The sequence below is a fragment of the Microbulbifer maximicatervae (SeqCode) genome (assembly GCF_052468095.1).
Window position 1 is genome coordinate 1,851,550 of sequence record NZ_CP174332.1, and the last position, 25,789, is coordinate 1,877,338.

Here is a 25,789-nt window from a genome sequence, read left to right on the forward strand (position 1 = left end):
GGGCGATTAGGTATGAAGGTTTATAGTTTTTGTGAGGGAGTTTACGTCCATTGTCATCCAGAGAAGAAAGACACTCTGTACCTAGCAGCAGGAGTGGGCGGGAATTTTAAATTGAAGAATGGTGAGGTCACTTATGAAGAATATTTGAGTGATGATCAGCGTTTTAACTTTTACCAAATTGCCGGGAGTGTGTATAGAAGATACTTGGTGTCAGATCGGGCTTTGTTTTTAAATGGTTCTGGGGGAGAATTGAATTTACCACAAGAGTTTTTGGATGTTATTTTTCCAGCTTACCCCTTGGTTGGTGAGGTAAATAGATTCCCAGCAACCATCTTAAATTATCCGAAAAAATTTAAAAATAGTTTGGCTGTTTTTGATGTTGACTCAAGAAACTTTGTTTCTAAAGAAGTTCGCTCTATTTCTGATGTTTTAATAGATAATTTTCTATATGGTTATGATGTTAAGGCAGAGCATTTCTTCAAATATGACCTTAACTTAAATGAGGTCTGGATTTATAAGCAAGATTTTCCATCCGAGAGTGCCCTGCAGCCTATATTAATAGAGGGTACAATCGTTACATTTATTGGGCCGCAAGTAGAGTCTCGTCAGCAGGTTGAGGGGCGTAGCCACTATGCTTTTAGTGGCGGTTTATTGGTGGGGATTAACGATGAAGATGGCAGCGTGGTATGGGAGCGTGAGATGCCCAATGCTGTTGATATCTATCAGTTAGTTGGGGTTGTACTTTATGTGGTTTCGTTGAAGGAGATTCTGCTGATTAATGCTGTCAGTGGTGAGCTGATCAATCGAATTGACACCGAAACCACAGTACCGCTTAATCGACGCTGGGGTCCGTTTATTTATATTGATGACTCCTATATTTATTACAGTCATTTTGATGATAGAGTGATTCTGATTTACGATATAGATAGTTTAACTTTGCAGCGCCGTATTGATCTTCCCGAAGGCTATTATGTTCGAGGCCATGACTTCCATGATAGAGCCTCAGGTAAGCAGTATTTTTCTCTGGTTACACACACACAGTATGTCGCTCAAGGCCCAGTATTGGAAGTTGACCCTCAACATTTAGATGAGGTGCTGGAGTTTGAATCGAAGCTTGACATGGATATCAAGTTAGACTACTCGCCAGATAATACCGCTGAGAAAGAACTTGTTATCAGAATTGCCTGCGAAAGTCTGGATGACACTCTACGTTTTGGTGAAATCTATACTCGTGATGAAGCCCAGCGTTATAGTTTCAACTATATGGAGATGAGGTTTCAGGATAGGCCCTTTACTCCTGAGCCGAGTTTTAATGGCATTATCCGATTTCAATATTCAGGCTGTAGCCAATCGAAGGAGTTGGTTGAAGAGCATCTGAGCGTTATGGAAAAACGTTTTTCAAAATGGGCTGAAGATAGAGGTTTTTATTCGTGTACGGATAAAAATCAGCTGACTCAACTTAAAGCAGAGTATGTTGCTTAGCATAGATTAGGGGCATCCACAGATTAAGAAAGATATCAAAATAAGTGCAATGAAAGTGCTTATGCCAGAGGTGTTTGAGGAGTGTGAGTTTGTAGAATAGATCAAAACTGTGTGAGCCAAGGTCAAAGCAGGGGAGGTTGGCCCCGCCCCCCCCTGAAAGAGTTAATCTTGTAAGCTAATGCACCACCCGCAAGGTGTCGTCTGACAATAACTGATGCTGGTGATCAATGGTTAGTAGTACTAGTTTAACCTGCCCCGCAAGCTGCTCGGTGTGAATCCCTCCAAAGTATCGGCTATCATGGCTGGCACCTTGATTGTCGCCTAATACATACCATAAACCCTCGTGCTGCAGCTTGCCATCTGGCCATAGAGCTACACGTTTGACAAGCCTGAGACCTTTATTTCCCCTATGAAATACCACCACATCATCTGGTTGGGGTGCTCTGTCCTGATATATCCAAGTATCCAATACAATGAACTGCCCCGGTTTTAGTGTTGGGTACATGGACATGCTCGGTACATAGTTTATATGTATACCCAGCCAACGATCTTTGTAAAGAAATCCCGCAGTAAGACCGAGTAGGCAAGCGAATGTGAATATACTAGTGTGCAAAAACTGGCGAATAAGCCTATTTGAAGGGAAGGTGGGTATACTGAGACACAAGCCAGTAGAAGCTAAATAGACCAGTCCCGCCAGAGTAAGAAATATTACAATCTCAAAGGGTTCAAAGACCCATCGAGACCAGCATAGAGTAACGATTAGAGTAATGAGCGCAGCGTGGGTAAAAAGTGCTGCTTGCCAACGCCTGATCAGCATTAGGCCTGCACCAGGAACAATCACATTAAGAAGTACTGCAAATAATTGTAGAGATCGAACTCGTAAAAGCCCTTTTAACATGCTTGAATTTTTACTTGTTTAATGGAGAGGGAGTATTGCTTTCTGGTGAGCACTTAGTTACACGACTAGTGTAACATTTTGATAGAGTTGAGGTCGATATAGGCCATGTAGGCAGCGATAGCGCCTTGATCCAGCTTAAATGGCCTTTTCAAAAGTGACCTGTGCACTTGTCTTCAGTGTTAGCTTGGCGAGCGGCAGACTTATTTAAGCAGTGCATAAACCAGCTGATATCCGTTAAGCGTTCTCACCATATCAAAGCAACATTTTCTAGTACCTTAAGCTCGAGGGGATCAAGAGCATCACCGTTTAGATTGCGCTGGGCCAAATTAGAGGCTGTGAATATTTTTTGCCAATATAGAGTACCATATGGAAGTGATTGCTCATTACGGCATAGGTGGCAATATCCAGGGAAAAAACTTCAGCCAACTTATGTATACGGTTTTCAATCCACTCACGCCGATAATCATAATCTTTTCCAGATGCACTATCCCGGCCGCAAAGGAATGTTCGTCGTACACAGCGGGGTACGCAGTGGTAATAAGGTGTTGCGTCAAGAGATATCTGGGTGCTTTGTGGTGGAGTCATTGGCTGTTCGAGTATTAGTGTTTTGCAGATTTGTGCTTCTTTATCAATAATGTTAGCGATCTATACATTATGCTTGATGAGCGCCTGATAACTTGATGCTTAAATTATTATTTCTTGTTGTGTAGAACAGTGAACACTGCCACCACCAGAGGCAATTCCATCAATTGCTATTTGCTCAATATTATGATTTGGAAAGGCCTCTTGTAAAATAGCTCTGGCTTTCGCGTCTGCGTTTTTATCACCAAATTTTTGAGAGATTATTGCACCGTTACAAATATAGTAACCAATATAGCCTGCGGCAAAGTCTCTAGTGCCAAATCTTTCGTTAATAATTTCTGGTGTATCCAAAATATGTAGTTTAAGTGGGTTTTCATCTGCGTCGACACTATTGCTTAATGTTTTGATGTTTTCACGAGTAACCCAATAGTCATAGGAGGATTGATAATTATCCCGGCTAACTATCACTTCACCTGGCTTTATAAAGCGTGCATAAAAATCGGTATGGCCATCTGTGATATCCTTACCCTTAATACCTTTGAGCCAAATAATCTTCCGTAATCCGAGTAGTACCTTGAGTTCCTCCTCAATATCAGACTTTGACCATCCTGGATTGCGATTCTCATTGAGAATGCAGCTCTCAGTCATTATTGCGGTGCCATTGCCGTCAACTTCAAAGCATCCACCCTCCAGTACGATATTTGCTCTCTCATGGATTGCTCCAGATCGATTAGCGATATACTTGGCGACATGTTTGTCTAGTGAGTGCTCCTGTTTGTTGCCCCAACCATTGAAATTGAAGTTTAAAGCGATTTTTTCTCCATAGCTGGATCTTACGAAGATAGGGGCAGTGTCACGGAGCCACAAGTCATCGATTTCAAAAGTGTGTAGCTCAATTTCATAATTTGAACCATCTAAATCCAGTAGTGTTTTCGCTTCATGTAAGTCCTTTCTGCTCACCAGGATAGATACAGGCTCATAATTGGCAATTGTATTCGCAATTAATGCCAGATTTCTTTTCACCTCAGGAATTTGCTTGTGTGACCAAATGTAATTGTTTGCAACAAAAGCCATCCATGTTCTTTTGTGTTGGCCACTTTCATCAGGCATGTGAAGCGAGCTATAGGCTAAGCTTTGCGAGGCTATTGTTTTTTTTGTGAGTAAGGAGCCTCCGAACAAAAGGGAACTCATCTTAATAAATAGTCGTCGGTCAATCATGATGGCTTACTGCAATTTTGAATGGTTAATTTCTGAGGTTTATTGGTTCAAGTCTAATGTCATTTTGCATTTAAGGCTATAAGTTCATGTGAAGTTTGCAGTCTAATTGCTATATAAAAATTATATTAAAATATATTTTCTTTTTAAGTGGGGTTGTCGTGTGTCTGAAGAGGGTTTGTCCTATTTGAGTGCGCTCTATAGAGCCTTAATCTATCTTGTTGTTTAAAAGTATAATTAACTAATATTATATTAAATAATTTGTTTATATTAAGAGTGCCCGGTTGTTGCTGGGCGATACGACCTGTAGAGAGATTGTTGGGGGAAGCTTTACTGGCTAAGGCTCCAGCGACCCGTGCACTTGTCTTCAGCATTAGCTTGGTAAGCGATAGGCTCGTTTAAACAGCGCATGAACCGGCTGACACCTGTTAAGCGTTCTCGCCATATCGAAGCGACATGATCTAGTGTCTTAAGCTCGTAGCGTTCAAACTATGGCCGTTTAGATAGCGCCGGGCCAAATTAGAGGCCTTGAATATTTTTGCTAGCGATCAATCACCTCGAAAAGAGACCACTTATCAGTAGATTTCTTGTCAATGTAGAGTATCACATGGCAGTGATTGCTCATTACTGCATAGGCGGCAAGGTCTAGGGCAAAAACTTCAGCCAACTTGTGCATACGGTTTTCGATCTACTCACGCCGATAATCATAATCTTTTTCAGATACAATGTTCCGATCACAAAGGAATGCTCGCCATACATAGCGGGGTACGCAGTAGTAATAAGGTGTTGCGCCAAGAGATATCTGGCCGCTCCGAGGTAGAGTCATTGGTTGTGCGTGAATTTACTGGATGAATGTCCAGAATTTTGTAGGTTTACACTCTTTTGTCAATGGTGTTGGCGGTTTATACTTCTTTTTTTGGTGGGGGCAGAGTTTGAGTTCGGGCGGTAAAACCAGCTACTGTAGTTTTGACTCTATTCGAGGTGTGCTTGAGGGGTAAGTTCTGAGTTAATAAGAGAAGCATCTGAAGAGTTTGTTTTAGAGGGACAAAATGTTTGAAGACTACCAGTTTAAAGTTGTTAGGGGTGCTCAGTGGGAAAGCATTGAAGATGCTGATCAGAAAGATGGAAGAGGGAGGGTTTATACTCAGAGAGATAAAGAATTTTTTCATCATGGATTTAATGAGACCGATTGGCGTAAAGCTGAGCCTAATCATGTCGTTGGTCTTGGGTTGTATCCTGAGAAAACGATTTCTGGCTGGGAAGACTATTTTGCTTACTTTAAAGATAACCCACTAAAGCCTCATCAGATTGCCAGCTTGCAACAAGCCCTATTGGAAGGAAGGGTTGGGCAATTCACACACCCTGAAGATGATGCCTATTATGTTTGGAGCCTTTGGGGGGAGATCTGGCTTCCGGACTCGATTATAAAAATCGAGATTCCCACAGAAGAATCAATAGTCCCGCTTGATGCAAGTTTTGCTTATAGTTGTGCTATACACAATCTTACGAGCTGGTTAAGAGATTCTGAGAATAACGGTATAGGATGCTATTTGGAGTATCTACCGCGTTTTATGGATGCGATGCCCCCGTTATTGGATGCCCGCCTGTTTGATTTTGAGTACTACAAAATCAGGCAGACATTATCCCCGGGGTCGCCAGTACGCATTGAGTCGACTAAATCCTGCATGACACAGTTAATTCAATATGCCCATGGGATAATAGATCCTACCGATAAAAAGTGCGACCATAAAATAGCCGTAGCTAAGAATTTTTTTGATGTATTTTATGCCCATAAAGATAAGTTGGGTGAGGATTTCCCGCGCTTTATCGCCGAAGCCTTGGAAGAAGGGTAGGGGGTTAGGTTATGGAAGCTGATGGAACGCTGTTAATACTGAACCCTAAAGTGGTTTTACCCAAACTATTGGTAACTTTTAATTGTATTAGCTGGTCAGTGCTGGCCGAGCTTTATCAATTAGCGGGGTTTAAAGAACCGTTAGAAGAATTAGACTATTCCCTCCTCGTTAATGAACCGCTGCCTACGCAGGGTGCCGAGGAGGTATTGGGTGGCGTGGTGATTTATAGCCTGTCCGATGCCTGGATGTACTTTGCCAAAAAGCTTGTGGAGCAGGGGAAAGGTATAGAGCTTTTTGGCGTGATTGAGCGGGATGGCGGCAATATTGAATACTATGCCGTGCGAGATGGCCTGCGTTTTGTTGGGGAGTTTAGCCAGGAAGGTGATGATGAAAATACCGCTTTGGCTGAATGGTTAGCTGTATTGCCAAATGACGTGCGGGAGTATTTTTTAACTCAGGTTTTGGTGGGATGTGAAGAAGACTAATGCCAGGTTTTATCGAACGAAGTGATCAGTAGTTTAGCCTGTCTAGGCTTTGATGAAGTTGCTGATGTGGCCGTTGCAGAGGATTAGATATGTTGATTCAGCCCGATTTAAAATTTACAAAAGACCCTCAGTGGATATCTCAACGTTTAGAACGTTGGAAGCCCATTGAAGCATTTTTAAAAGAGGACAACCGCCGAGAAAGGGTTTTAAAAATAAAAAATGCTTTTTTAACAGGGGTATGTGAAGATTTTGAGTTAGCTCGTAGTGGGTCTATGGTTTTGTATTTTCCACTACAAGAGGCAGAGGGCTGGGACTTTGCTTTTATGGATGAAAGGGTAAAACCTGAGGCTTTTAAGCGGTATTTTTACGATAGTTTAACAAGTGATTATGAAAAATTTTTTTGGGATCAGGAGTCACGGCTAAGATTTTTCGATTATTTTCACTCTAAAGATTTCCGTTCGTTGGTTAAAAGCCGGGTCCCTGTCGGCAGAGACCAGAAAGTAGTTGAGTTGGATGTTGACCCTTATGATTTATTTGATCGAATGTGTGGATGTATAGGGAGTTACTTACGTAAGGGTTATCCAACTCTCCTGATGGAGCGCCTAGACTACTTTTTTTCTTGTCTGGATGCTCTTGGTGACCTCAACAATTCCGATTCCAAGGCTGTTGAGTATTGTATATATTTTATAAGGCGATTCTTGAATAATTATTTTGATTTTAACCCGAAAGTCATATTGGATGATCAATCACAGCAAATAGATTTTTTAAAACGTTTTTATAATCATATCGCTAATAACCCAGTAGACCCTAGTATTAAAAAAATCTGGCAAGAAGTGGTTGCTGAGTATGAGTGACAATCAATTTGCTATTGATATTAATGTCCCACAGGCCCGATTGTCAGACTGGATAGTTTTAATTCAAGGTTTGTGTGATGGACAGCTGGGCGCTTACCTCGAAGAGCGGTTGGAAGCTCTTAACCCAGACTCCCTGGCTTTAATGGATAAAGTGCTGGACGACTGGTGTAACTATAGTCGTCCTACTTTTTATGAATTTGAACAGCAGGGTAATCGGCTACGCTGCCACGCTGAAGGCCCAACCGGATTTCACCGCGATCTTGAAGTTTTTTGTGAGGCATTGGTGCTTTGTGGGGCAACAGTTAACGTGGAGGATAAGAGTTTGTTGGAGCTTTAGGGATACACGATTTGGACACCCAGTGCGCAGAGTTAAATCGGCAAAAGATTGGAGATGGAAGCCCTCTGCCCGGTAAGGTTTAGCAAACCGCTGGGACCCTGAGTCATGGGTGTAGTTTGCAGTACATATGGATTTGGGACCAAGGGGCAAAGAACTTACAAAAGAGAGCTGGCCTTATAGGTTGGTTAGATTAAGTTCATTTAGATAGTCTGTCGGCCAGGTTGTTTCTAGCTTACCTGGCCAAGCATAGGGGATTACAAGCAGTTGGTCGGCTTAGGTAAGCCGGCAATTTTACTGGCCATTTTTGCTGGGCTTGGGGGGAAGAGCTGCATCAAATAGATACTGCGGCCCTTTTCTGCACCGAGATGCTGGCCAATATATTTCACCAGCGGGCGCATCGCGGGGGAGAGTTCAAACTCGCGGTAAAATTCTTGCAACAGCCCAATAACTTGCCAGTGTTCCTCGGTTAACTCGATGCCCTCAGCATTGGCTAACTGAAGGGCGGCGTCCCGGCTCCAGTCGCTGAGGTTGCGCAGGTAACCCTCTTTGTCCAAGGGGATTTCCTGGCCATTGACTACTAGGTTGCTCATTTTTTGTTACCGAAACCAGCTGACTATGGGTTGATGCTCGGTACAGAGCTGTACCCAGCGCGCATCATCGATCATTTCCACTCTATCCATATTTGCTGCAAGTTGCTGCTGGCCTCGGGCAGTGGCGTCTGCTTCAAGGCAGAAAATTTGGGTACTTGGCACCGTTTCCAGAGCCTCGTACCTTAGCGCATAGACACCATCTTCAATAAGCAGGAGCGAGTCATCCTGAGCAAAAGCACCCAGGCATTCTTTAAGGGCACTGCTGGTATAAGGGGATTTACTGACAATATGCAAAGTCATATCAGAAGCTCAATACGGTGAGGTAGGCGGCGATCAGTGAGCCAGTATCTTTTACGGTTTTAGTTTCTACGCCGGCAACCTGGATCTGCTCCAGGGTGATATTGCGTTCAGCGAGGCTTTTCTCACAAACGAAAAACTGCTCAATGCCAAACATCGGCAGAGCCTGCAAGTTGCGTCGCAGGCTTTTCTGGCCGATATCCGCAGGTGATTGCTGGTCCAGCAATTGGAATACCCCATCGCCGAGAAATAGCAGGTCCATGTCCTGTTCCATCGCCGCCGCTGCCAGTGCGGCTTCGATACCTTCCCGCGCCAGGGCATTGCCGTAGGGGGCGGTGCGGCATAGGGCCAATGATTTAGTACTCATGCTCAGCCTCCAAAGGTAATCAGGCGATCGGAGTTGGCGACAGCGTCGGTTAGTTGGCCGAGCCCAGCCAGCTCAAAACCCTCTGCCAAGTTGGCGGCGGGTCTTTCCAGGCGCTCGGCCTCTCTCTGATTCAGCACACCGCGCCGTTGCGCAGCGGCAATACAAACTACCAAGTCCAATTGGTGCTGGTGGCCCAGTGCCTGCCATTCTGAAGTCAGGTCAGTTTCGTCCTGGGGAGGGGCGGCAATGGCATTGCTGTTTTGTACGCCGTCGCAGTAGAAAAACACTCGATAAATTTCGTGGCCTTGCTCTAGGAGGGCTTTGGCAAACCGGAGTGCACTGGATGAAGACTGGGTGCTGTGGGGGGCTGAGTAGATGGCTAGGGAAAACTTCATAGGGGGCCAAATAGTAAAATGCCCCGCGGTGCGGGGCATTGTGACTTGCTCAACAAGGCTGTTGCTTAGTCGTCTGAAGCAAATCCAAAGATATGCAGCAGGCTGGTGAACAGGTTGAGGATATTCAGGTACAGGGAGGCGGTCGCCATCAGGTAGTTGGTCTCGCCACCATTGATGATTTGGCTGGTGTTGTAAAGAATGAAACCAGACATCAGTAGGGCGATCACGCCACTCAGGGCAACGCTAAACAGCGGCATGTGGATGCCGAAGAAGCCAGCGATGACTACGCCCAGGATACATACCAGTACCGCGATCAGGCCAACAGCCAGGAAACCGCCCATAAAGCTGAAGTCTTTGCGGGTAGTCAACACGTAGGCAGACAGGGCAAAGAAGATCACTGCAGTGGTACCCAGGGCTTGCATAACGATCTGACCGCCGCCAGGAATGCTTAAGTAGTGGTTAAGCATTGGGCCAAGTGAGGCGCCTAGCAGGCCAGTAAATGCGAACACAACACCCACACCTGCGGCGGAGTTTGCTGTGCGCGGTAATACGAACCAGATGAGGGCCAGGGCTCCGAGGGAGCAGACCAGGCTCATGCCACGACCCATGCCAATAGACATGGAAATGCCGGCGGTAATGGCACTGAAGAGAACGGTCATTGCCAGTAGGGCATAGGTATTGCGCAACACCTTCGCCGATTCCGAGCGATCCAGTGCGCGGGTTTGAGTATAAGCTTGCGGTTGCATTTAGCGACTCCTGCTATTAAGTGATAGAAGAATCATATAGCTCGCAGTGGGGACCTTCAAGTCGGGAAAACCCTTTTAGCGTCCGTCTGCCAGTCTCTATGAATTCACAAAAACCCTATATTTTTAAAGGATTTATTCAAATATTCTCCGCTTATTGTGGGGGCTGTGGGGCATTTTTCAAGTGTTATCGCTCGGGTTGGAGGGTGCGAAGAGTGTGGGGCTCGATAAACCGAGATCGATTACTTTCCACCCTTGATGGGTAGGTCGATATCCACGATCAATGGCAGGTGATCTGAGGCTTGGCGGGTCAGCGATGTCCTGGGCACCCGTACCCGTTTCACATTGAGTCCCGCACTTAGGAACATGTGATCGATACGGACCTTGAGGAAGGTCCCTTTGGGGTTGTGGCGGGGCGCCTGTTCCTGGGCATCCCTGAGATAGCCTCCGAGTCGCTTGCACTCGGCAGAGTTGGGTAGCGCGTTGAAGTCTCCCAGCAGCACTCGCTCTCCGGTGCAGCGGGGATTGCTAAGCCATTCGGGGCCGAGAAGGGCATCTACCTGACGCAGCCGCTCTGCACGGGATAGCCCCAGGTGGGTGTTGATAATCTGGATAGGTTTGCCATTGGCCTCGATTTCCACCCAAACAGCTCCGCGAGGTTCGTCTGCAGCAGGGTTAAAAAGCCCCCCTTTGCCGGAGGGAGGGCCGGGCAAAATCCCTTTCTTGATGAGTCGGGCGGGGAGATGGGTGAGGATCGCATCGCCGTAGCGCTCCTCTTTCATATTTATGGTTGGCTGGAAGTGCAGGTCCATTGCCAGTAGGCGAGCAAGTCTCTCAGCCTGGTCGAGGCCTCCGGTGCGTTTGCGCATGACATCCAGTTCTTGTAATGCCACCACATCCGGGCGATAGCGGGCAATTACCCGGGCAATTCGCTGTGGGGAGAGCTTGCCATCCAGCCCTCGGCAACTGTGCACGTTGTAGGTCATGATGCGCAAAACAGTTTTTGGCATCCTGTGGTTATCTACCTTCATGGGGCGGGCGCCACGGAGGTAGGCGCGGGCTGTGGAGCGCAGATCCTGCGGGCGCCAGTAGCCCCGACTGGGGTCTGGGGGCTGGATATCCTCTGGCATCAGGGCGAAGGCATGGGTTTCATTGGGGCCGGAGCCGCCGTGACTGCCATTTTCCATGGCGAAAGTCATGGGTTGCCGCATACCGGCACACCAGCCGTACATCATAAAGTCGCCAGAGTCCGGGTGCCGGCACAGGCTGGCCATATCCTCTGCGGCTTCAACCGGGTAGGGGTGTTCGTCCCCCATCAGCTTGCGTCCGTCTTCAGGAAGCTTGATGGGGCCATCTTTCCACCATCCACGCACTGGTGAGGAAGCGGGGGAGGATGGGTCTTCCAGATAGAGTACTAGGGGCACTTTGGCTTGCTCCACCATCCTTTTGGCGGCATCTGCCCGGCTGGTACCGTTCAGATCAATGTTGTACAGCATCGCGATTGGGCCCAGGGCCGCTATGGCAGTAGGCGTTCTATCGCCCTCTTGCGTGGACTCCTCCTCGATGCTGCTTTTGTCCATCCACTCACTACCGAACAGTCGAGCTCGCTCGAAACGGACTTTTTTGGGGATAGTGGTAGATTTGATCTGCGGCGCTGAAGGTAAATTGGATAGAGCTTCCGAAAGGGCATCGCCAAGGCTGCGCCCGTTGACCTCTTCATAGGCCACTGTTTGTTCCTGGCCGTGGTCTGAAAAAATCCATACGTCGTAGTGCCGTCGCTCAGAGCCGTGAGCGGCCTTCCAGATTTTGGCTATCGCACTGTCTATCCCCTTCAATACCCAGTGGGCAAAGGCCGATTGCGGCCCGCGCCGGTGGGACTGCTCATCGTAACCAAGCAGGTTGATATAAATAATCGGCAGGCCGCGGGTGATATCAACTTTCACCCCCATGGTGCACAGCTCTCTCGTGAGAATGGTGATGGCGACCCGTGTGGGAATAAACATCAATTCCTTAATCAGGTTTTGGCCACCGATTATCCCGCGTACGCAGTCGACTAGAGATAAAACCAGCTCGATCAAAATTAACGCGGTAGTGCGAACAAGGCTCCAAATATTGGTGACAATCAGAATGGCGATTGCCATGGGGCTGGCTTCGCGCAGTGCCGGGCCCCATCCCTGGTCGGCGGGGCAGAAGTGCGCTTCACCGGTTTTTGTGCCGGCTTTAAATAGGCTGAGATAACAGCTGCCCCCACGCAACAGTGGATCGCGGTGTTGAGTCTTAATTCTTTTTTCGACCAGGGCGGCAACCTCAGGATCGTACATCCGTCCGAGTTTTTGCGTTTCGTGGACGAGGAAGCCAAATGCAGGTACGGCCTGGCGCACTCCATAAAAAAGTTCGGCCTGTACTGCAGGAGTTGTCGAGGGGACTCCCGGGTACATATGCTCCAGGCGATAGTGTTCTTTTCTAATTAGCCGCTTCAGAAATGGCATTCGCCCTCGTGCCAGTGCTTTGAGAAGTTCGGGGTAGGCCAGTCCGTCAATCTGGATCAAAATTAGCCCTGGGGCATGGGGGCTGTTTGGGTTGGTGGATAGTCCGAGCAAGCGAGTAATCCATTCGCTGCGACTGAGTCGGCGGCGCCAGCGTCTGATTGATAGTCCGATACGGCTTAACATAGTTTCTGGACTAACGCTTGGGTGGTTGATTCAAGGCTGCGCCTGCGGCTTCTGTGAAGCCCTCGAAAATCTCCCACTGTATGGTGATTAATTTTCCAGTGCGTATACATCGCGCATAAATAGAGTTATCAAGCGGCCAGTTGTAGTGCACGAGGGGTTGATACAGATCCAGTGCACGCTGGGCACAGCTATTCATGGAAAAGTCCTGGGCCGTAATTCTGGCTTCCTTAATCATCTGTTGGCGGTGGTCGTCAGACAGGTTGTGGAACCAGCGTATCGCCGCCACAAAATCATTGAGCGATTCTTTGGTTACCAGGCAGCCGTTAATACCTTGCTTCAATATATCTCTCGATCCATTGGCTTCCAGGGCGATCACGGGAACCCCAGAGGCCATTGCCTCAGACAGCACTAGACCTTGGGTTTCAGTAGTGGAAGTAAATAGAAAGGTGTCCATCGCGCTGTAGACATCCCGGCGGGCATCACCAATGACTTTCCCCGGCATATGTACACGTTGCATTAATTTTTTGTCGGTAAAAAACTGCTGGAGCTGATCTTCCAGTGGGCCGCTGCCAGCGAGAAGAAAGTGTGCGGATGGATATTCCTGTAAAAATTTGGCAACGGCCTGACAAAGAAAAACCAGGTTTTTTTCCTTCCCAAAGCGGCCCAAGTGTCCCAACAAGAATGCTGATGCGGGTATTTTCAGTTTTTTCCTGAGCTTACTCCCCTCTCCATGGGCGTATTGCTCTGGGTGCACTCCCGTAGGGACTTCCGCGATTGGAGTTTGTACCCCTCGCTCCCGGAGAAGTCTCACAACACTCAGGCTTGGGGCCAGGACCAGATTAGCTTTATTGGCGAAGCGGGTGGCAACTTCCATTACAAAGCGTTTGAGTGCTTGTGAATCTCCCATCAAGTTGTGGGTGTAGTGTTCGTACAATGTGTGATGGGTAAAAACGAGCGGTAGCTCGCGCTCTCGCGAAAGACGTAGGGCTGTCAGTCCCAGGAGAAAAGGGTGGTGGGCATGAAGGATATCCGGACGGAATTTATCCAGGGCATCATTCAAGACGCCTGAGAATGGCAGTGCCATGGAAAAGTCGGTGCCATTAAAATTCTGGATTGAGTGAATTCTCAGAACATGTTCTTCATCGTCAGACTTTTGCGGGAACTCGGGTGCGATCACCAGTACTTTGTGCCCACGTTTGCGATATTCCTCACTAAACGCGGCGACGGAGTGCGCAACGCCGCCCACGTGAGGTAAGTAGGTGTTGGTGAGCATCACGATATTCACTTGGGGCTCAACTCCGCACTCTGCGATTCGTCGGTGATTAGCACTGGCCGGAATCCGATGGCCTTAATGGCTATAGGTGGGGGCTTCCCATGCCAATCGGCAGCCCAAGAGACTGTTGGCGTGGAGCCAGGTTGAATTTCCAGGGTAACCAAGCCAAACCGGGTGGGCGCGGGCCCAAAGCGGATGGGCTGATCTGAATCAGTACCGTCGAGCCACTCGGGGGGGAGCCCGGAGATGAGAACCAGAGCGTCCTGCTCTTCGCGGACAAAGCAATTGCGTTGCATCGCCACCCACTCAGCCGCTGCCCAGGCGTGCTGTCCATCCCCCATGCATCCGCCGAGAGAATGGGGGTGGATGGCTTCCGGCCATTGTCCTGTTGGCGATGCCAGTTCTGCCACACTGCGCATAAGGTCAATACAGCGGGCATCTCCAGCGCGAAGCAATACCTGGGCAATGTGGAGGGTGAGGTAGGCGTTAATACCGGAGTGGATCATGTCCTGGAAAAATCCGCCGCTCACAAAGCACTTTTCCATCAGGTATTCCGCCAGATCTACCAGCCTCGGGTCCTCTGGTGGGTAGAGTTGTAAGGGATAGCCTGCGGCGATCGACCCTACGGCACCGGCGTCCAGGCGCCGGTTTGGTGAGGCGGGCATCGCGGGGCGGCCCAGGCGGTCCTGTGCATCCTGCAAGCTTTGATCAATAGTGCTCTGGAAGTCGCTGGCCGCGGTATTGAAGCGATGGGCGTTGTCATCCATACCTTCGCGCGTGCAAATACTGGCGGCACTCTGCAGACCGGCGACGCCCCAGAAGTCGTCCCAGTAGTAGCAGTCGTTGGGCCCCAGGTGTTCCGCACTGAATCCCGCTGGGAGCAGCCCCCCACAGGGGCTACCATCATTCGGCAGGCGCTTGTTGATAATCCATTTGGCACCCCTGACGACAGGTTCGCACCACGGCTGCTTTAAGGGTTTACCGGTTAATTCACAATAGAGATTGAATATCCACAGGGCTTCACCATTGGAGTCCCATTCGCCATCCTGGGAGTGAAAAAAACCATCCCGCTTTTGCCGGTGGGGAAATTGCTCCAGAGCTCTTTCTGCGCGGTCTGTCAGTCCGGCATAAAGCAGCGATTGAATCATAAATGCCGCGTCCCGAAACCAAAACCGTTTATACGTGTAAGGGCCTGGGTAGACATCTTTGGGAGAGTGGAGAATAAGGGTGCGTATTGCTGAGTCGTAGAGAAACTGAAACTTTTCGTCGGGAACGGTCAGGGCGCAGTGACCTTCTAGGACGTGTTCCCAGCAAAGGGGAGAGCGCTGCTTACTCTCCTCTGTGACCAGTGGAATAGCAACCTCAATCTTGCGGGATTTTCGGTCTTCGATACGAAACATAGCTGCAGCGGAGGCCATGCCAATATCGCAGAGCCCCTCGCGATTGCTTTCCTTGTCCCGGAGATGGAGGTAGATATCGCCCCGCTTGTAATTGGATGCCAGGTGTTTGTCTACCGGCTGGCTGAACTCTACGGCGGCCTTGTCTTCAATAAGCCAATTGCGCCCGCTATCGCCCAGGCGAACCTTGTGAACAAAGCTGACGCCCTCCGGATTGCAGGGGCGCAAGACCACCATTAACCAGCCGCCTCCCGGGCACTGGGCATTGAGTTCAAGCACACTGCGGGGGTGGCCTTGGAGCAGGCTCACTGAGGCCCTATTGTGCAACTTCAGACCCCGACGATGGGATTCGGTAACTATTGCAATATCATCTCCCAGTTCCTGGTGCTGGTTGCAGAAGCCGAGGGTAGAAGGCATTAGCTCTTCACCGCTATCGCTGATGACCCAGACATCGATAGACCAGCCATCGTAGTGAGGTGTAAGCAGGCCTCGGGGGTCGATAATTGGCAATTCTTCGCAGTCTGGTATACCTACAGCGGTCCAATTGCGGTGGCTTAAATTGCAGTGGCTAATGGAAAAAGCCCGAGGGATAAACGACTTGTCATAGGGATCAAACTGGCGCTGAATCCAGTAGGGCCACACCCAGTCCAGGTTGTGTTGTATGACTTTGCTGTTGATCAGTGCTCGAGCGTGAAATACCGCTCCTGCGCGTAGCAGCTCGATGGGCTCACTCACCTCTGAAGGCTCGGCAAAGCGCTGTAGATGCGCCATCAATGTGAGTGGATCAAGGAAACCGTGAGCGGTGGCAAAGCGGCGTACGAAGAAGCGCCAAGGTAGCCATTTCATCCAAGGCATCAGAGATCCTCTTCTTTAATAATTCTTTTCAATGCACGGCGAGCCATTCGGGTGAGCCCGATTAGTGCGATGACGGCCAGGGCGAATCCGGCAATATAAAATCCCCACTGAATTGGAGTGCGCTCCTCAACCTTGCCCAGGGAGGTGAGATCTGCTGCGATGGAGCCGATGTAAACGTTGTGCAATGTAAGAGGGATAATTCCAAGGAAATTTCCGATCACAAAGTCACGCAGTCGAACTGGAGTCAGTCCAAAGAAGTAGTTCGACAACTTGAAGGGAAATAGGGGAACCAGTCGGGTCAACATAATCATTTGCCAGCCCTCGCGACGAATTACTTCACCAACAGTCGCGGGCTTGATATGAGACATAACCCACCGAGAGGGCTTCGCGCCGAGAAGGTAGCGGGCAATAAGAAATGCGAGGGTTGCCCCGAGTACGGTGCCGGCAATAACCAGTAGAGTTCCTTTTATAACGCCAAATACGAACCCCGCCCCCATGGTAAAAATGACGCCAGGGAGTAAAAAGACGATTGCTGCGGCCACAATTAAGATAAATAGCAAACTTGTCTGCCAGCCCTGCTCATTGAGCCACTGCATCAGCTCAATAATCTGATCATCCAGGTCAAAATAAACCAATAAGCTCAACACCCCAGCCACGGCGATAGTGCAAACCGCGAGAATCAATAGAGGAATAAACTTCACCGCCATAGGGTTTTCCACGGAACCAAAGAAATACGGTTTTGATTGCCGCCATTAACTAGCCTAGCTAAAGGATCGCGACAGGTGATGCTTCTTAATGGCGTCTACACAGTTTCTGTTCGGAAAACTGATGGGAGGGGGCTGTCCGCTCTAAAAGGTGCTGGTGTTTTCAAAAATGAATTTCTAGTCGCGAGTCGTTGGAATATAAATTTATTGAGTTATTAAAAATGTGAATATTGTCCAAGGGGACAAATAGGAATCCGCCAGTCTGGGGTCAGCAGTCCGGGCAGTGGCTGTCAACAGATATACTTACTCGATCCTAAATTTATTTGCGCAGTGAGCAGATTTAAATTGTTGCTGGAAATAGAGGTGGCCGTTGTTCGAGTGCGCGCTCGCAATACTGCTGACTGGCGGCGGAGCCTGGAGCTATGCCAGCGAGCCGGTTTTGACCCTGGAAGATGCCGTCGATTTGGCAGTGACAGCTAATTTACGGGTTCAGGCGGCTGCGCTTGAAGTTAATGAGGTTTGGGATGACGTCGAGGCATTAAAAACAAAGCGCTATCCCCGGCTGGAAATGAATGCAGGGATAATCGATAACTTAACACGCCAGAGGTACACCTTTGATCGTGGCGTTTTTGTGCAGAATTCTCCGATAGGCCCTATCCCTCCTAGGGATATAGAGATCACATCAGAGGAAGGTGTGACCAAGACCTTCTCTGTCAGCGCGACCCAACCTATCACACAGCTATACACAATAGAGCTAGAGATTTGTGAGGGGTATGTTGTCACTGAAATGGCGGAGGAAAAGGTTCGCTTGGTGCAGCAGGATATAGGCTACCTCACCAAGATCCAGTATTTTGAAATTGGCAGAATCCTTGGTGATTTACAGGCCGTGGATGAAGCCATTATCTTCCTTACCTCATTGAGTGAACTTGTAGGGAATTATGTTGCACAACAAGTTGCCCTCGAGTATGAACTTTTGGATGTGCGAGCACGCCTGGCCCAGCGCAGGCTGGAGCGCCAGCGCCTTACCGATGAGATGGCGACAGCGAAGGAGCGTCTCAATGCGTTAATGGCCCGGGATGTTGAGACCCCCTTCAATATTCAGAGCCTTCCAAACCCTCATCATTTAGCGTTCGATGTCGAAACCTCTTTAGGGCTTGCCTTTGAGCAGCGTCCAGATCTCGCTGAATCAGAGCTGTCGATTGAACGGGCTGAATATAGTTACGATGTGAAGAAGTCTGAATACATCCCCGATATCGATTTGAATATTGAATATCTAAAGCTCTATGACGTCAGGTTGATACCCGATGCCGAAGCTTTTATTGCTTTGGAAATGCGTTGGGAGTTTTTTGATTGGGGGCGGAAACGGGATGAACTGTCCAGTCGTGCCAATAAAATTCTTGAAGCGGAAAAGAAGTCTGAGGAGGTTCGAAATCGAATAGAAATAGAGGTTCGTGAGAGTTTGCGTCGCTTGCGTACTTCTCAGGAGTCTGTGGGGGTTGCGCGGGAATTACAGGCAGCTTATAGGGAGAAAGTGCGGGTAATGACAAATCGCTACCGTGAGCAAGCTGCCGTTCTGAGTGATGTCCTGGAGGCGGAAAAACAGCTTTTTCGTGCGAATAGCGACTACAACCGCGCGGTACTGTCTGTATGGGGAACCCTGGCTGAATATGAAAGGTCGGTGGGGGAGGTGTGATAAATGCGCGTTATCAGCCTCTGTATTATCGCTATATTTGTGGTGGTTGGTGGTTGCCACCGCCAACCACCGGAGAGAAAGCCCACACCGGTGGAAGTTTTTGTTGCCCGTTCGCAAGACGCTGCAGCTGGTTATCCCTACTCTGCAGTCGTCAATCCTTATACGCAAGTTGATGTAGCATTTCGTACAGAGGGCTATGTACGTGTAATACCCTCGCGAAAGGCGCTCGGGCAGACTCGTTTGCTGCAAGGAGGGGATTACGTTAAACGCCATGAAGTACTGGCGAAGATTGATGACGAGCAATATAGAGATCGCGTGGTGGAATCCGCTGCAAATGTGAGTAAAGCAGAAGCAGAGAGGCGTAAAGCTGACCTCAATTACAAACGGGCAACTGCGCTTTTTGCCACTGCTAGTATTACCGCGCCTGATTATGATTCAGCCAGGGAAGAGTATGAAATTGCGCAGGCGGCAGTAGTTGGCAGTAAGGCCCATTTGGACAGGGCAGAGGAAGAGTTACGAGATACCGTACTGCGCTCTCCGCTGACTGGAATTATCCTGCAACGTAACATTGAGGTGGGCACATTGGTTCACTCGCAGTCGGTTGGCTTCGTTGTGGCTGATATTTCCCGCGTTAAGGTTGTATTTTCCGTACCGGACATCGTGTTGAGTTATGCTCCACTGGGCAGTGTGGTGTCATTGCGTACAGAGTCTTTACCAGACCTTACATTCAAGGGCATGATCACTGAAGTTTCGCCCATGGCTGATCCCCGCACCAGAGTTTTCGCAATTACGGTCACTGTTGACAATCCAAAAGCGCAATTACGGGTAGGAATGGTTATGTCTTTGGCGCTGGATAAAATACCGATACCTCCAGATAGGGTCGTCATACCGCTCTCATGTTTAGTAGCTCATCCTGGTAAATCTAAAGGATTCGCTGTATTTGTGCTGGAAAGAGACAAGGAATTATTGCGAGCAAAACTAAGAAAAGTGCTCCCGGGGCAAGTGGTTGGCAATGATATTGTCATTATCCAGGGGTTAACTGAGGGCGAGGAGGTTGTATCAACTGGTGCTGCCCAGCTCAGAGATGGGGAAGCCATAATTGTCGTGCCTTGAGGGCTAGGGAATGACAGATCAGGAAGAAAAAAGACAGGCAGAAATTATTGAGGCGGAAAGTCACCACCGTTTCAATACTGCACGTTTTTTTGTAGACAACCCGAGTATTTCCGCTGCATTGCTGGTCACTATCCTGGTATGGGGGGTAGTTGCATATCTCTTTATGCCGAAAAGCAAAGATCCAGATATTCCTGTGCGTATTGCTGTAGCAACAACTCATTGGCGTGGACAATCTGCAGTAAGAGTTGAAGAGTTGGTAACTCGAAAAGTTGAAGAGGCGATAGCGCAGAGTGAATATCTCCACGAGCCGGATTCACGGACCTTTGCAATAAAGTCCCTTACATTAAATGGTGTCTCTATAGTACAAGCGCAGTTAGCACCGAAAACCGATGTCACCAAGGCATTTAATGATCTAAATCTGAAGCTGATTGATGCTCAGCAGCAATTACCATCTGGAGCTAGCAAAATTTCTCTGAACTCGGAGTTTGGTGATACTGCAGCTATATTACTCAGTGTTGCTAGTCCCCGTGCAGGGCCAACTGAAATTACATTGCGTGCGGAGGATATTAGGGAAGGTATTTCAGAGGTTCGAGGGCAAGAGTCAAATAGTAAGGGACGGGTGAGTATTGTTGTTGCCCTTCCTTTGTCTTTAGCAGATACGTACTCTGCTACAGGCCTATGGATTTTTGCTAACTGGCTGGAGGCCCAAGGATACGGAACGAATTTTGAAGTATTAAATGGGGCTGGCTACCTTGGGGTGGATTTTTTATCTGATAAAAGTAACAGTGAAATACTAGCGGCTACAAAGCTCTACCTATCCGATAGGCTAAGTGCCCAGCGCTTTTTTCCCGATGCTTGGGACCCTTTCGTAGTTCGTAACCTGGCCAATACTCGTGACAATTTAATGAAAGTGGCAGGTGCGAAATATAGCTATCGTCAACTTGATGATTTCTCTGATCTTATTGCAGCAAATATAAGAGCCATTCCTGAAGTGAAAAGGGTGTTAAGAACTGGCGTACTCACCCAAGAAGTGAAGCTGCTGTATTCGCAGGAGAGGTTGGCCTCCTATGGGCTGCGACCGGATATGATTGCCCCTATTCTAAATTCCCGCAATACAACTATTCCCGGCGGTACCATTATTTCGGATGATCTGGGTATCGCGATTATGCCCAGTGGTGAATTTAATAACCATGAAGAAATTGCCAATGTCCCGGTAGCTTTGAGTGATACAGGAACGCCGGTATATTTGCGAGGAATTGTCGATATTATTATGGGGTATCAAGCACCACCGCCCCTGTTAAATTACTATGTAAATAAAGATGAAAATGGAGACTGGCAGCGTAGTCGCAGCATTAACCTCTCTGTGCAGATGCTGGATGGCAAACAAATAGGCGAGCTTGGTCGCAATGTTAGCACAGTCTTGGAAAAGGTTAAGGTTGATTTACCAAAAGACCTTATTATTGAAAGAGTTTCTGATCAGCCGCGTCAAGTGCGAGAGAGTGTAAGCCTCTTTCTAGAAGCTTTGATAGAGGCAATTATTTTAGTGGTGATAATTGCGTTTATCGGGTTTTCAGATTGGAGATCTGCTGTACTGTTAATGATATCTATACCAGTAACACTGACAATGACCTTTGGATTTATGCAACTGCTGGGGATTGATATTCAACAGGTGTCAATTGCTGCGTTAATAATAGCTCTGGGCCTTTTGGTAGATGATCCAGTAGTTGCGAGTGACGCGATTAAACGACAAATGGCATCCGGTAAACCCTCTATTATTGCTGCTTGGTTGGGCCCAACTTTGCTGGCTAAGGCGATTTTCTTTGCGACATTGACAAATATTGTTGCGTATTTGCCGTTTTTATTGCTAACGGGTAACCAGGGGGATTTTCTGCATAGTCTTCCTATTGTGATGGTTTGTGCTTTGGTTGCATCCCGCATTGTTTCCATGACATTTATCCCTTTTCTTGGGAATACGTTATTACGCCCGCCGGACCAAACGGAGCGCAGCTTGGAGGTGCGGCGGAAAGAGGGGCTTACCGGGCACTACTACCGAACAGCAGATTGGGCTATAAGTAACAGAAAGATTGTTATATTAATTGCTTTAGGCATCCTTGTATTGGGTGTTGTTATAAAAAGCCAGTTGAGGAATGCATTCTTTCCCGCTGATGTTCAGTATTTATTTTATGTTGATGTCTGGTTGCAAAATGATGCGAGTATTGATGCAACGGATAATGTAGCAAAGGTCGCAGAGGAAATAATTAGAGAAACTATCGAAGAGTATCAGCGGGAGTATGTAAAAAATAGTGATGGACCCATATTGGAGGGGATTAGCAGCACTTTAGGTGGTGGGGCGCCACGTTTTTGGTACACCTCTAATCCTCAACAAAAGCAATCCAATTATGGGCAGATTATCGTTCGATTAAGTGATAAGTATCTGACACCTATTCTAGTTCCAATTATCCAGGCTGCTCTTTCTGAACGAATCCCTGGAGCGGAGTTAGATGTTCGCCAGCTACAAACAAGTACTGTTGATCACCCTGTTGAGATAAGAGTTTCTGGGCGAGTTGCTGTTGGGTCTTTGGAGGAGGAGAAGGATATAGCACTTCTGCGAGAATATGCTGCAAAAGTTAAAGAAATTATTGAGAAATCTCCTTATGCTCGTGTGGTTCGCGCTGATTGGGCAGGAAAAAGTCTAGTAATGAATATGAATGTGCTAGAAGATCGAGCTGAGATGTCGGGCGTAACCAATGCTGATATCGCTCTGGCATCGTCTTCAGGTTTCACCGGGTCCACGGTGGATACCCTGCGTCAGGGAGATAAGGAAATACCTATTGTTGCCCAGCTTCGATTGGCGGAGCGTGGACAGTTGGAGGATGTCAATAATCTATATGTATTCGCATCTGATAGCGATATTCATATTCCATTGCGACAAGTGGCAACCACTTCCATTCTCTTTTCGACAGAAAGAATATATAGATTGGAAAAGTTTCGAACGATTACTGTTTATGCATTTCCATATTCCGGGTTCATTTCATCAGATATTATGTCTGGTGTTCAAAAAGAGTTAAAAGAACTCTCAAATTCTTTGCCTGCTGGATATCAATTGCAGATATCTGGAGATGCAGCCAGTACTCGTCATGGATTCTTGCAATTACTAATGATCATGGCTGTTTCCTCCAGTGCAATATACCTTGCTTTGGTATTCCAATTTAGTAGTTTGATAAAGCCTCTGGTAGTGTTCGCCACGGTTCCATTAGGTATGGTGGGTGCACTAGTAGCGTTGTTTATATCTGGTCAGCCATTTGGATTTATGGCGTTTTTAGGGATAGTGAGTCTAATAGGCGTCATTGTCAGTCATATTATTGTCCTATTTGATTTTATTGAGATGCGTCATACTGCAGGAGATTCGCTTCGTCAGGCATTACTTGATGCAGGTATTCTTAGACTGCGCCCTATTTTAATCACTATTGCGGCGACTACCTTCGCCTTGATTCCCTTAGCTATTCACGGAGGCCCCCTCTGGCGGCCATTATGTTTTGCGCAAATTGGCGGCCTTATCTTGGCCACTTTTGGAACACTATTTTTGGTGCCGGTCATCTATACAACTATGGTAGAGGACTTAAAATGGATTAAGTGGACTGAGCGTAAGCCAAAGAAAGGGAGCGATCCCAGTGACTTGGTGACTACCTAAGTCATGTTTTCCCTTCCCTGGGGAATGTTGTAGAGATTCGATGACGCCTTCAGGTAGTAATACTATTGGCAAGAAGGAAATGGCTACTTACTGAATATCGGTTGTAAATTACCACTGATATACTCCGAGAATTGTCGCTTAATACAGCGCAGCTGGACAGTGAAAAGACTATGTTTTGATCCTGCAACCTCGACAACTGCTAGGATCAAAATGCGCTTATTAATGAAAATCCTGATACCGGCAAAGGCCGGCAACAAGTCCATTGCTGATGATAGTATGTCTGTGGCGATGAATGATTTTATCGCCTCAGCCAATCCTGAGGCTTCCTACTTCTTTTTGGAGCAAGGAAAGCGTGCAGCAATTTTTATTTTTGAAGAGAACTGTCAAGATCAGCTGATGACCTATAATGAAAAATTTTTTGCTGCCTTTGATGCTGAAATATGGATAACTCCGACTCTAAACCTTAGAGAATTACAGCTGAATTTATAGATATATATAATTAGGGTTTTTCATCTAGAAGGTCGTCAGAACATCGCAACTTCACCAGCGTACTTCTGTGGGTGCGTTCTGGTGGGCTAATGCTATTAGCACATTAAAAGGATACTTGTTGCACTGTACTGAAAAGTAGGGCAGTGGGAGTTTAACGTTCGATGATAACCCTATTTGAGAACGTATTTGAAGTTGTTATTCCCGTATTTATCTGCGTTCTCATTGGATACCTCTTCGCGGCAGGTAGGCAAGAATTAAATTCTAAAATGGTATCCAAATTAATGGCCCATATTGGATATCCTGCGCTGATATTGGATCAAATGCTGGGTCAGAAGATAGTGTTGGGTAAGTTCCTGTGGATGCTGCTGGCAGCCTTTCTTATGTGTTCGTTGATGTCGGTGCTAACCTTTCTGCTCTTATCTTTATTTAGGAAAAATATACGTACTTATTTTTCTTGTCTTAGTATGAATAATGTAGGCAATATCGGCCTCGCAGTATGTGCCTTAGCATTTGGGCATGCGGGAGTTCTATACGGAATTGCTTTTGTTGTTGTGGGAATGATTTTCTTCTTTGTGGTTGCTCCTGGAGTAACTTCGGGTAGTTGGTCTGCCAAGGAAATTATGCTTAGCCCAGCCATTTACAGTGTGGCTTTTTCTATAGTCGCATTGATCTTCAATATTAGCTTACCAAAGCCTGTCATGTCCTCTCTTAATATCTTGGGCGGTATGGCAATTCCTCTAATGCTGTTGACCCTCGGACATAGCTTGGCCCAAATTAAGCTGGGTGATACTAAGATTGGATTGGTCTTTGCTATTGGGCATATAATTCTCGGTGGTGCCGTCGCGCTTATTTTGACAAACTTGTTTAACTTTACGGGTGCTATGCGAGGGGTGCTAATTCTGCAATCCCTGATGCCATGCGCTGTTAGTACTTACCTCTGGATATCTATTTATCGCCCCCAAGATACCCCGAAGATATCCGGTATTATTTTCCTCTCAACTATTATGAGCATTTTTATTTTGCCTGTTGTGTTGACTTATTGGGTACAGTAGTTCATAGCTAGTGCCTGAGCTTCAGGCTATTTGGGAGTGATAAGGTGGTTCACTAAACTTCTGTGTGTTGTTCATTTGGCCTTCACAGTACGGAATTCACAGCCGTAGGTAGATTATTTAGGGAGGCTCCAGACTTCAATGCCAACACAGATTTTGACTGGGCGGCCACTCTTGTTGCTGTTGACGTTGCTACTTTTCATGCTGGCTGTGCCACTTCTTGTTCTTGCAACTCCCCATCCTCCAGGGCTATTAACCAGCTCCAATGATGATCAATATGCTAATGAGGAGCTATTGGGAGTTACATTTTTTCGAATGCTCCATCTGGATAGTACTATGGATAAGCAGGTGCGCCCGGATAGAAAAATCCAAACACCACCGATCCGCCACTTTGAAGGTGCTACTGCCAAGAACTTTCAGGAGAAGATAGCCCATAAAAAATACCACCAGATTTGCGATCGGCAGTCACCTAAAGGGTTGTCTCTTTGCGAGGAGGCGAATTGGAAGTACAAGCAAGCGAAAGCCTGTTTACAAGCCAGGGAGGCTTGGGAAGCCCGCTGGGGCAGGCCGGATACTCAAGCTCCACATGGGAGAGCCCTGAAGAATGTCCGGGCTCGGCTTAAAAATGCTATTACTGACAAAGAACGCCTTTGTGGTATTGAATAGAGTTCTAATAGCCAGCGATGCTTGGATAGTTTGTCATGCTCACTATGTAGTTGACGAGATAAAGGTGTGTCGAAAAAGTGGTCCGTGTA

General features: G+C 47.4%; 24 protein-coding genes. 11 read left to right on the plus strand and 13 right to left on the minus strand.

Annotated elements, in window-relative coordinates:
* Positions 1-12: 12 nt before the first annotated feature.
* Positions 13-1,482 carry a PQQ-binding-like beta-propeller repeat protein gene (locus ACJJIL_RS07970; protein WP_445361629.1) on the plus strand — a complete coding sequence of 490 codons (1,470 nt, stop codon included), beginning with the start codon at positions 13-15 and terminating at the stop codon, positions 1,480-1,482.
* Positions 1,483-1,657: 175 nt separating this feature from the next.
* Here the strand turns inward: ACJJIL_RS07970 and ACJJIL_RS07975 are convergent, their stop codons facing one another.
* The 4 genes from ACJJIL_RS07975 to ACJJIL_RS07990 all read right to left on the minus strand — a co-directional run bounded on the left by ACJJIL_RS07975 (position 1,658) and on the right by ACJJIL_RS07990 (position 4,853).
* The gene (locus ACJJIL_RS07975) at positions 1,658-2,380 is read right to left on the minus strand and encodes a S26 family signal peptidase (protein ID WP_445361630.1); all 723 of its coding nucleotides are present in this window, start codon (positions 2,378-2,380) and stop codon (positions 1,658-1,660) included.
* A 306-nt stretch (positions 2,381-2,686) separates the two neighbouring features.
* Positions 2,687-2,965, minus strand: coding sequence for a hypothetical protein (locus tag ACJJIL_RS07980; protein WP_445361631.1), 279 nt, complete (start codon positions 2,963-2,965; stop codon positions 2,687-2,689).
* A 99-nt stretch (positions 2,966-3,064) separates the two neighbouring features.
* The gene (locus tag ACJJIL_RS07985) at positions 3,065-4,180 is read right to left on the minus strand and encodes an agmatine deiminase family protein (RefSeq protein WP_445361632.1); all 1,116 of its coding nucleotides are present in this window, start codon (positions 4,178-4,180) and stop codon (positions 3,065-3,067) included.
* A gap of 538 nt (positions 4,181-4,718) precedes the next feature.
* On the minus strand, positions 4,719-4,853 hold the full coding sequence (locus ACJJIL_RS07990; RefSeq protein ID WP_445361633.1) for a hypothetical protein: 135 nt from the start codon (positions 4,851-4,853) through the stop codon (positions 4,719-4,721).
* Positions 4,854-5,226: 373 nt separating this feature from the next.
* On the opposite strand from ACJJIL_RS07990, the gene ACJJIL_RS07995 reads away from it, so the two are divergent.
* The 4 genes from ACJJIL_RS07995 (at position 5,227) to ACJJIL_RS08010 (ending at position 7,706) form a co-directional block, all read left to right on the plus strand.
* Positions 5,227-6,030 carry a hypothetical protein gene (locus ACJJIL_RS07995; RefSeq protein ID WP_445361634.1) on the plus strand — a complete coding sequence of 268 codons (804 nt, stop codon included), beginning with the start codon at positions 5,227-5,229 and terminating at the stop codon, positions 6,028-6,030.
* 11 nt (positions 6,031-6,041) lie between these two features.
* Positions 6,042-6,515 (plus strand): hypothetical protein, encoded by a 474-nt coding sequence (locus ACJJIL_RS08000; protein ID WP_445361635.1) that lies wholly within the window; start codon positions 6,042-6,044, stop codon positions 6,513-6,515.
* 89 nt (positions 6,516-6,604) lie between these two features.
* Positions 6,605-7,369 (plus strand): hypothetical protein, encoded by a 765-nt coding sequence (locus ACJJIL_RS08005; protein WP_445361636.1) that lies wholly within the window; start codon positions 6,605-6,607, stop codon positions 7,367-7,369.
* The gene (locus ACJJIL_RS08010) at positions 7,362-7,706 is read left to right on the plus strand and encodes a hypothetical protein (protein ID WP_445361637.1); all 345 of its coding nucleotides are present in this window, start codon (positions 7,362-7,364) and stop codon (positions 7,704-7,706) included. The genes ACJJIL_RS08005 and ACJJIL_RS08010 overlap by 8 nt, the downstream gene beginning before the upstream one ends.
* 254 nt (positions 7,707-7,960) lie before the next feature.
* Here the strand turns inward: ACJJIL_RS08010 and ACJJIL_RS08015 are convergent, their stop codons facing one another.
* The 9 genes from ACJJIL_RS08015 to ACJJIL_RS08055 form a co-directional block, all read right to left on the minus strand.
* Positions 7,961-8,296, minus strand: a complete 336-nt coding sequence (locus ACJJIL_RS08015) for a TusE/DsrC/DsvC family sulfur relay protein (RefSeq protein ID WP_444933472.1) — start codon at positions 8,294-8,296, stop codon at positions 7,961-7,963.
* Between the two features lie 6 nt (positions 8,297-8,302).
* Entirely contained in the window at positions 8,303-8,596 is a 294-nt protein-coding gene (gene tusB, locus ACJJIL_RS08020) for a sulfurtransferase complex subunit TusB (RefSeq protein ID WP_445361638.1), read from the minus strand.
* A gap of 1 nt (position 8,597) precedes the next feature.
* Positions 8,598-8,960, minus strand: a complete 363-nt coding sequence (gene tusC / locus ACJJIL_RS08025; protein ID WP_444933470.1) for a sulfurtransferase complex subunit TusC — start codon at positions 8,958-8,960, stop codon at positions 8,598-8,600.
* Between the two features lie 2 nt (positions 8,961-8,962).
* The gene (gene tusD / locus ACJJIL_RS08030; RefSeq protein WP_192879334.1) at positions 8,963-9,355 is read right to left on the minus strand and encodes a sulfurtransferase complex subunit TusD; all 393 of its coding nucleotides are present in this window, start codon (positions 9,353-9,355) and stop codon (positions 8,963-8,965) included.
* A gap of 65 nt (positions 9,356-9,420) precedes the next feature.
* The gene (locus ACJJIL_RS08035) at positions 9,421-10,101 is read right to left on the minus strand and encodes a Bax inhibitor-1/YccA family protein (RefSeq protein ID WP_444913338.1); all 681 of its coding nucleotides are present in this window, start codon (positions 10,099-10,101) and stop codon (positions 9,421-9,423) included.
* 239 nt (positions 10,102-10,340) lie between these two features.
* Entirely contained in the window at positions 10,341-12,770 is a 2,430-nt protein-coding gene (locus ACJJIL_RS08040; protein WP_445361639.1) for an endonuclease/exonuclease/phosphatase family protein, read from the minus strand.
* Positions 12,771-12,780: 10 nt separating this feature from the next.
* Complete coding sequence (locus tag ACJJIL_RS08045) at positions 12,781-14,055, minus strand: glycosyltransferase (RefSeq protein WP_445361640.1); 1,275 nt, start codon at positions 14,053-14,055, stop codon at positions 12,781-12,783.
* Positions 14,052-16,295 (minus strand): glucosidase family protein, encoded by a 2,244-nt coding sequence (locus tag ACJJIL_RS08050; RefSeq protein ID WP_445361641.1) that lies wholly within the window; start codon positions 16,293-16,295, stop codon positions 14,052-14,054. Before ACJJIL_RS08050 ends, ACJJIL_RS08045 begins: the two co-directional genes overlap by 4 nt.
* Positions 16,295-17,002 (minus strand): TVP38/TMEM64 family protein, encoded by a 708-nt coding sequence (locus ACJJIL_RS08055; RefSeq protein ID WP_445361642.1) that lies wholly within the window; start codon positions 17,000-17,002, stop codon positions 16,295-16,297. Before ACJJIL_RS08055 ends, ACJJIL_RS08050 begins: the two co-directional genes overlap by 1 nt.
* A gap of 367 nt (positions 17,003-17,369) precedes the next feature.
* Between ACJJIL_RS08055 and ACJJIL_RS08060 the strand changes: the two genes are divergently transcribed.
* The 6 genes from ACJJIL_RS08060 (at position 17,370) to ACJJIL_RS08085 (ending at position 25,700) form a co-directional block, all read left to right on the plus strand.
* A complete protein-coding gene (locus ACJJIL_RS08060; RefSeq protein ID WP_444914050.1) occupies positions 17,370-18,692 on the plus strand; it encodes a TolC family protein in 1,323 nt (440 codons plus the stop codon).
* A 3-nt stretch (positions 18,693-18,695) separates the two neighbouring features.
* Positions 18,696-19,805, plus strand: a complete 1,110-nt coding sequence (locus tag ACJJIL_RS08065; protein WP_445361643.1) for an efflux RND transporter periplasmic adaptor subunit — start codon at positions 18,696-18,698, stop codon at positions 19,803-19,805.
* A gap of 10 nt (positions 19,806-19,815) precedes the next feature.
* A complete protein-coding gene (locus ACJJIL_RS08070) occupies positions 19,816-23,496 on the plus strand; it encodes an efflux RND transporter permease subunit (protein ID WP_445361644.1) in 3,681 nt (1,226 codons plus the stop codon).
* Positions 23,497-23,706: 210 nt separating this feature from the next.
* Positions 23,707-23,985, plus strand: a complete 279-nt coding sequence (locus ACJJIL_RS08075; RefSeq protein ID WP_445361645.1) for a hypothetical protein — start codon at positions 23,707-23,709, stop codon at positions 23,983-23,985.
* A gap of 161 nt (positions 23,986-24,146) precedes the next feature.
* Positions 24,147-25,037 (plus strand): AEC family transporter, encoded by an 891-nt coding sequence (locus ACJJIL_RS08080; RefSeq protein WP_445361646.1) that lies wholly within the window; start codon positions 24,147-24,149, stop codon positions 25,035-25,037.
* Positions 25,038-25,175: 138 nt separating this feature from the next.
* Positions 25,176-25,700, plus strand: a complete 525-nt coding sequence (locus tag ACJJIL_RS08085; RefSeq protein WP_444933461.1) for a hypothetical protein — start codon at positions 25,176-25,178, stop codon at positions 25,698-25,700.
* The last annotated feature ends 89 nt before the right edge of the window (positions 25,701-25,789 follow it).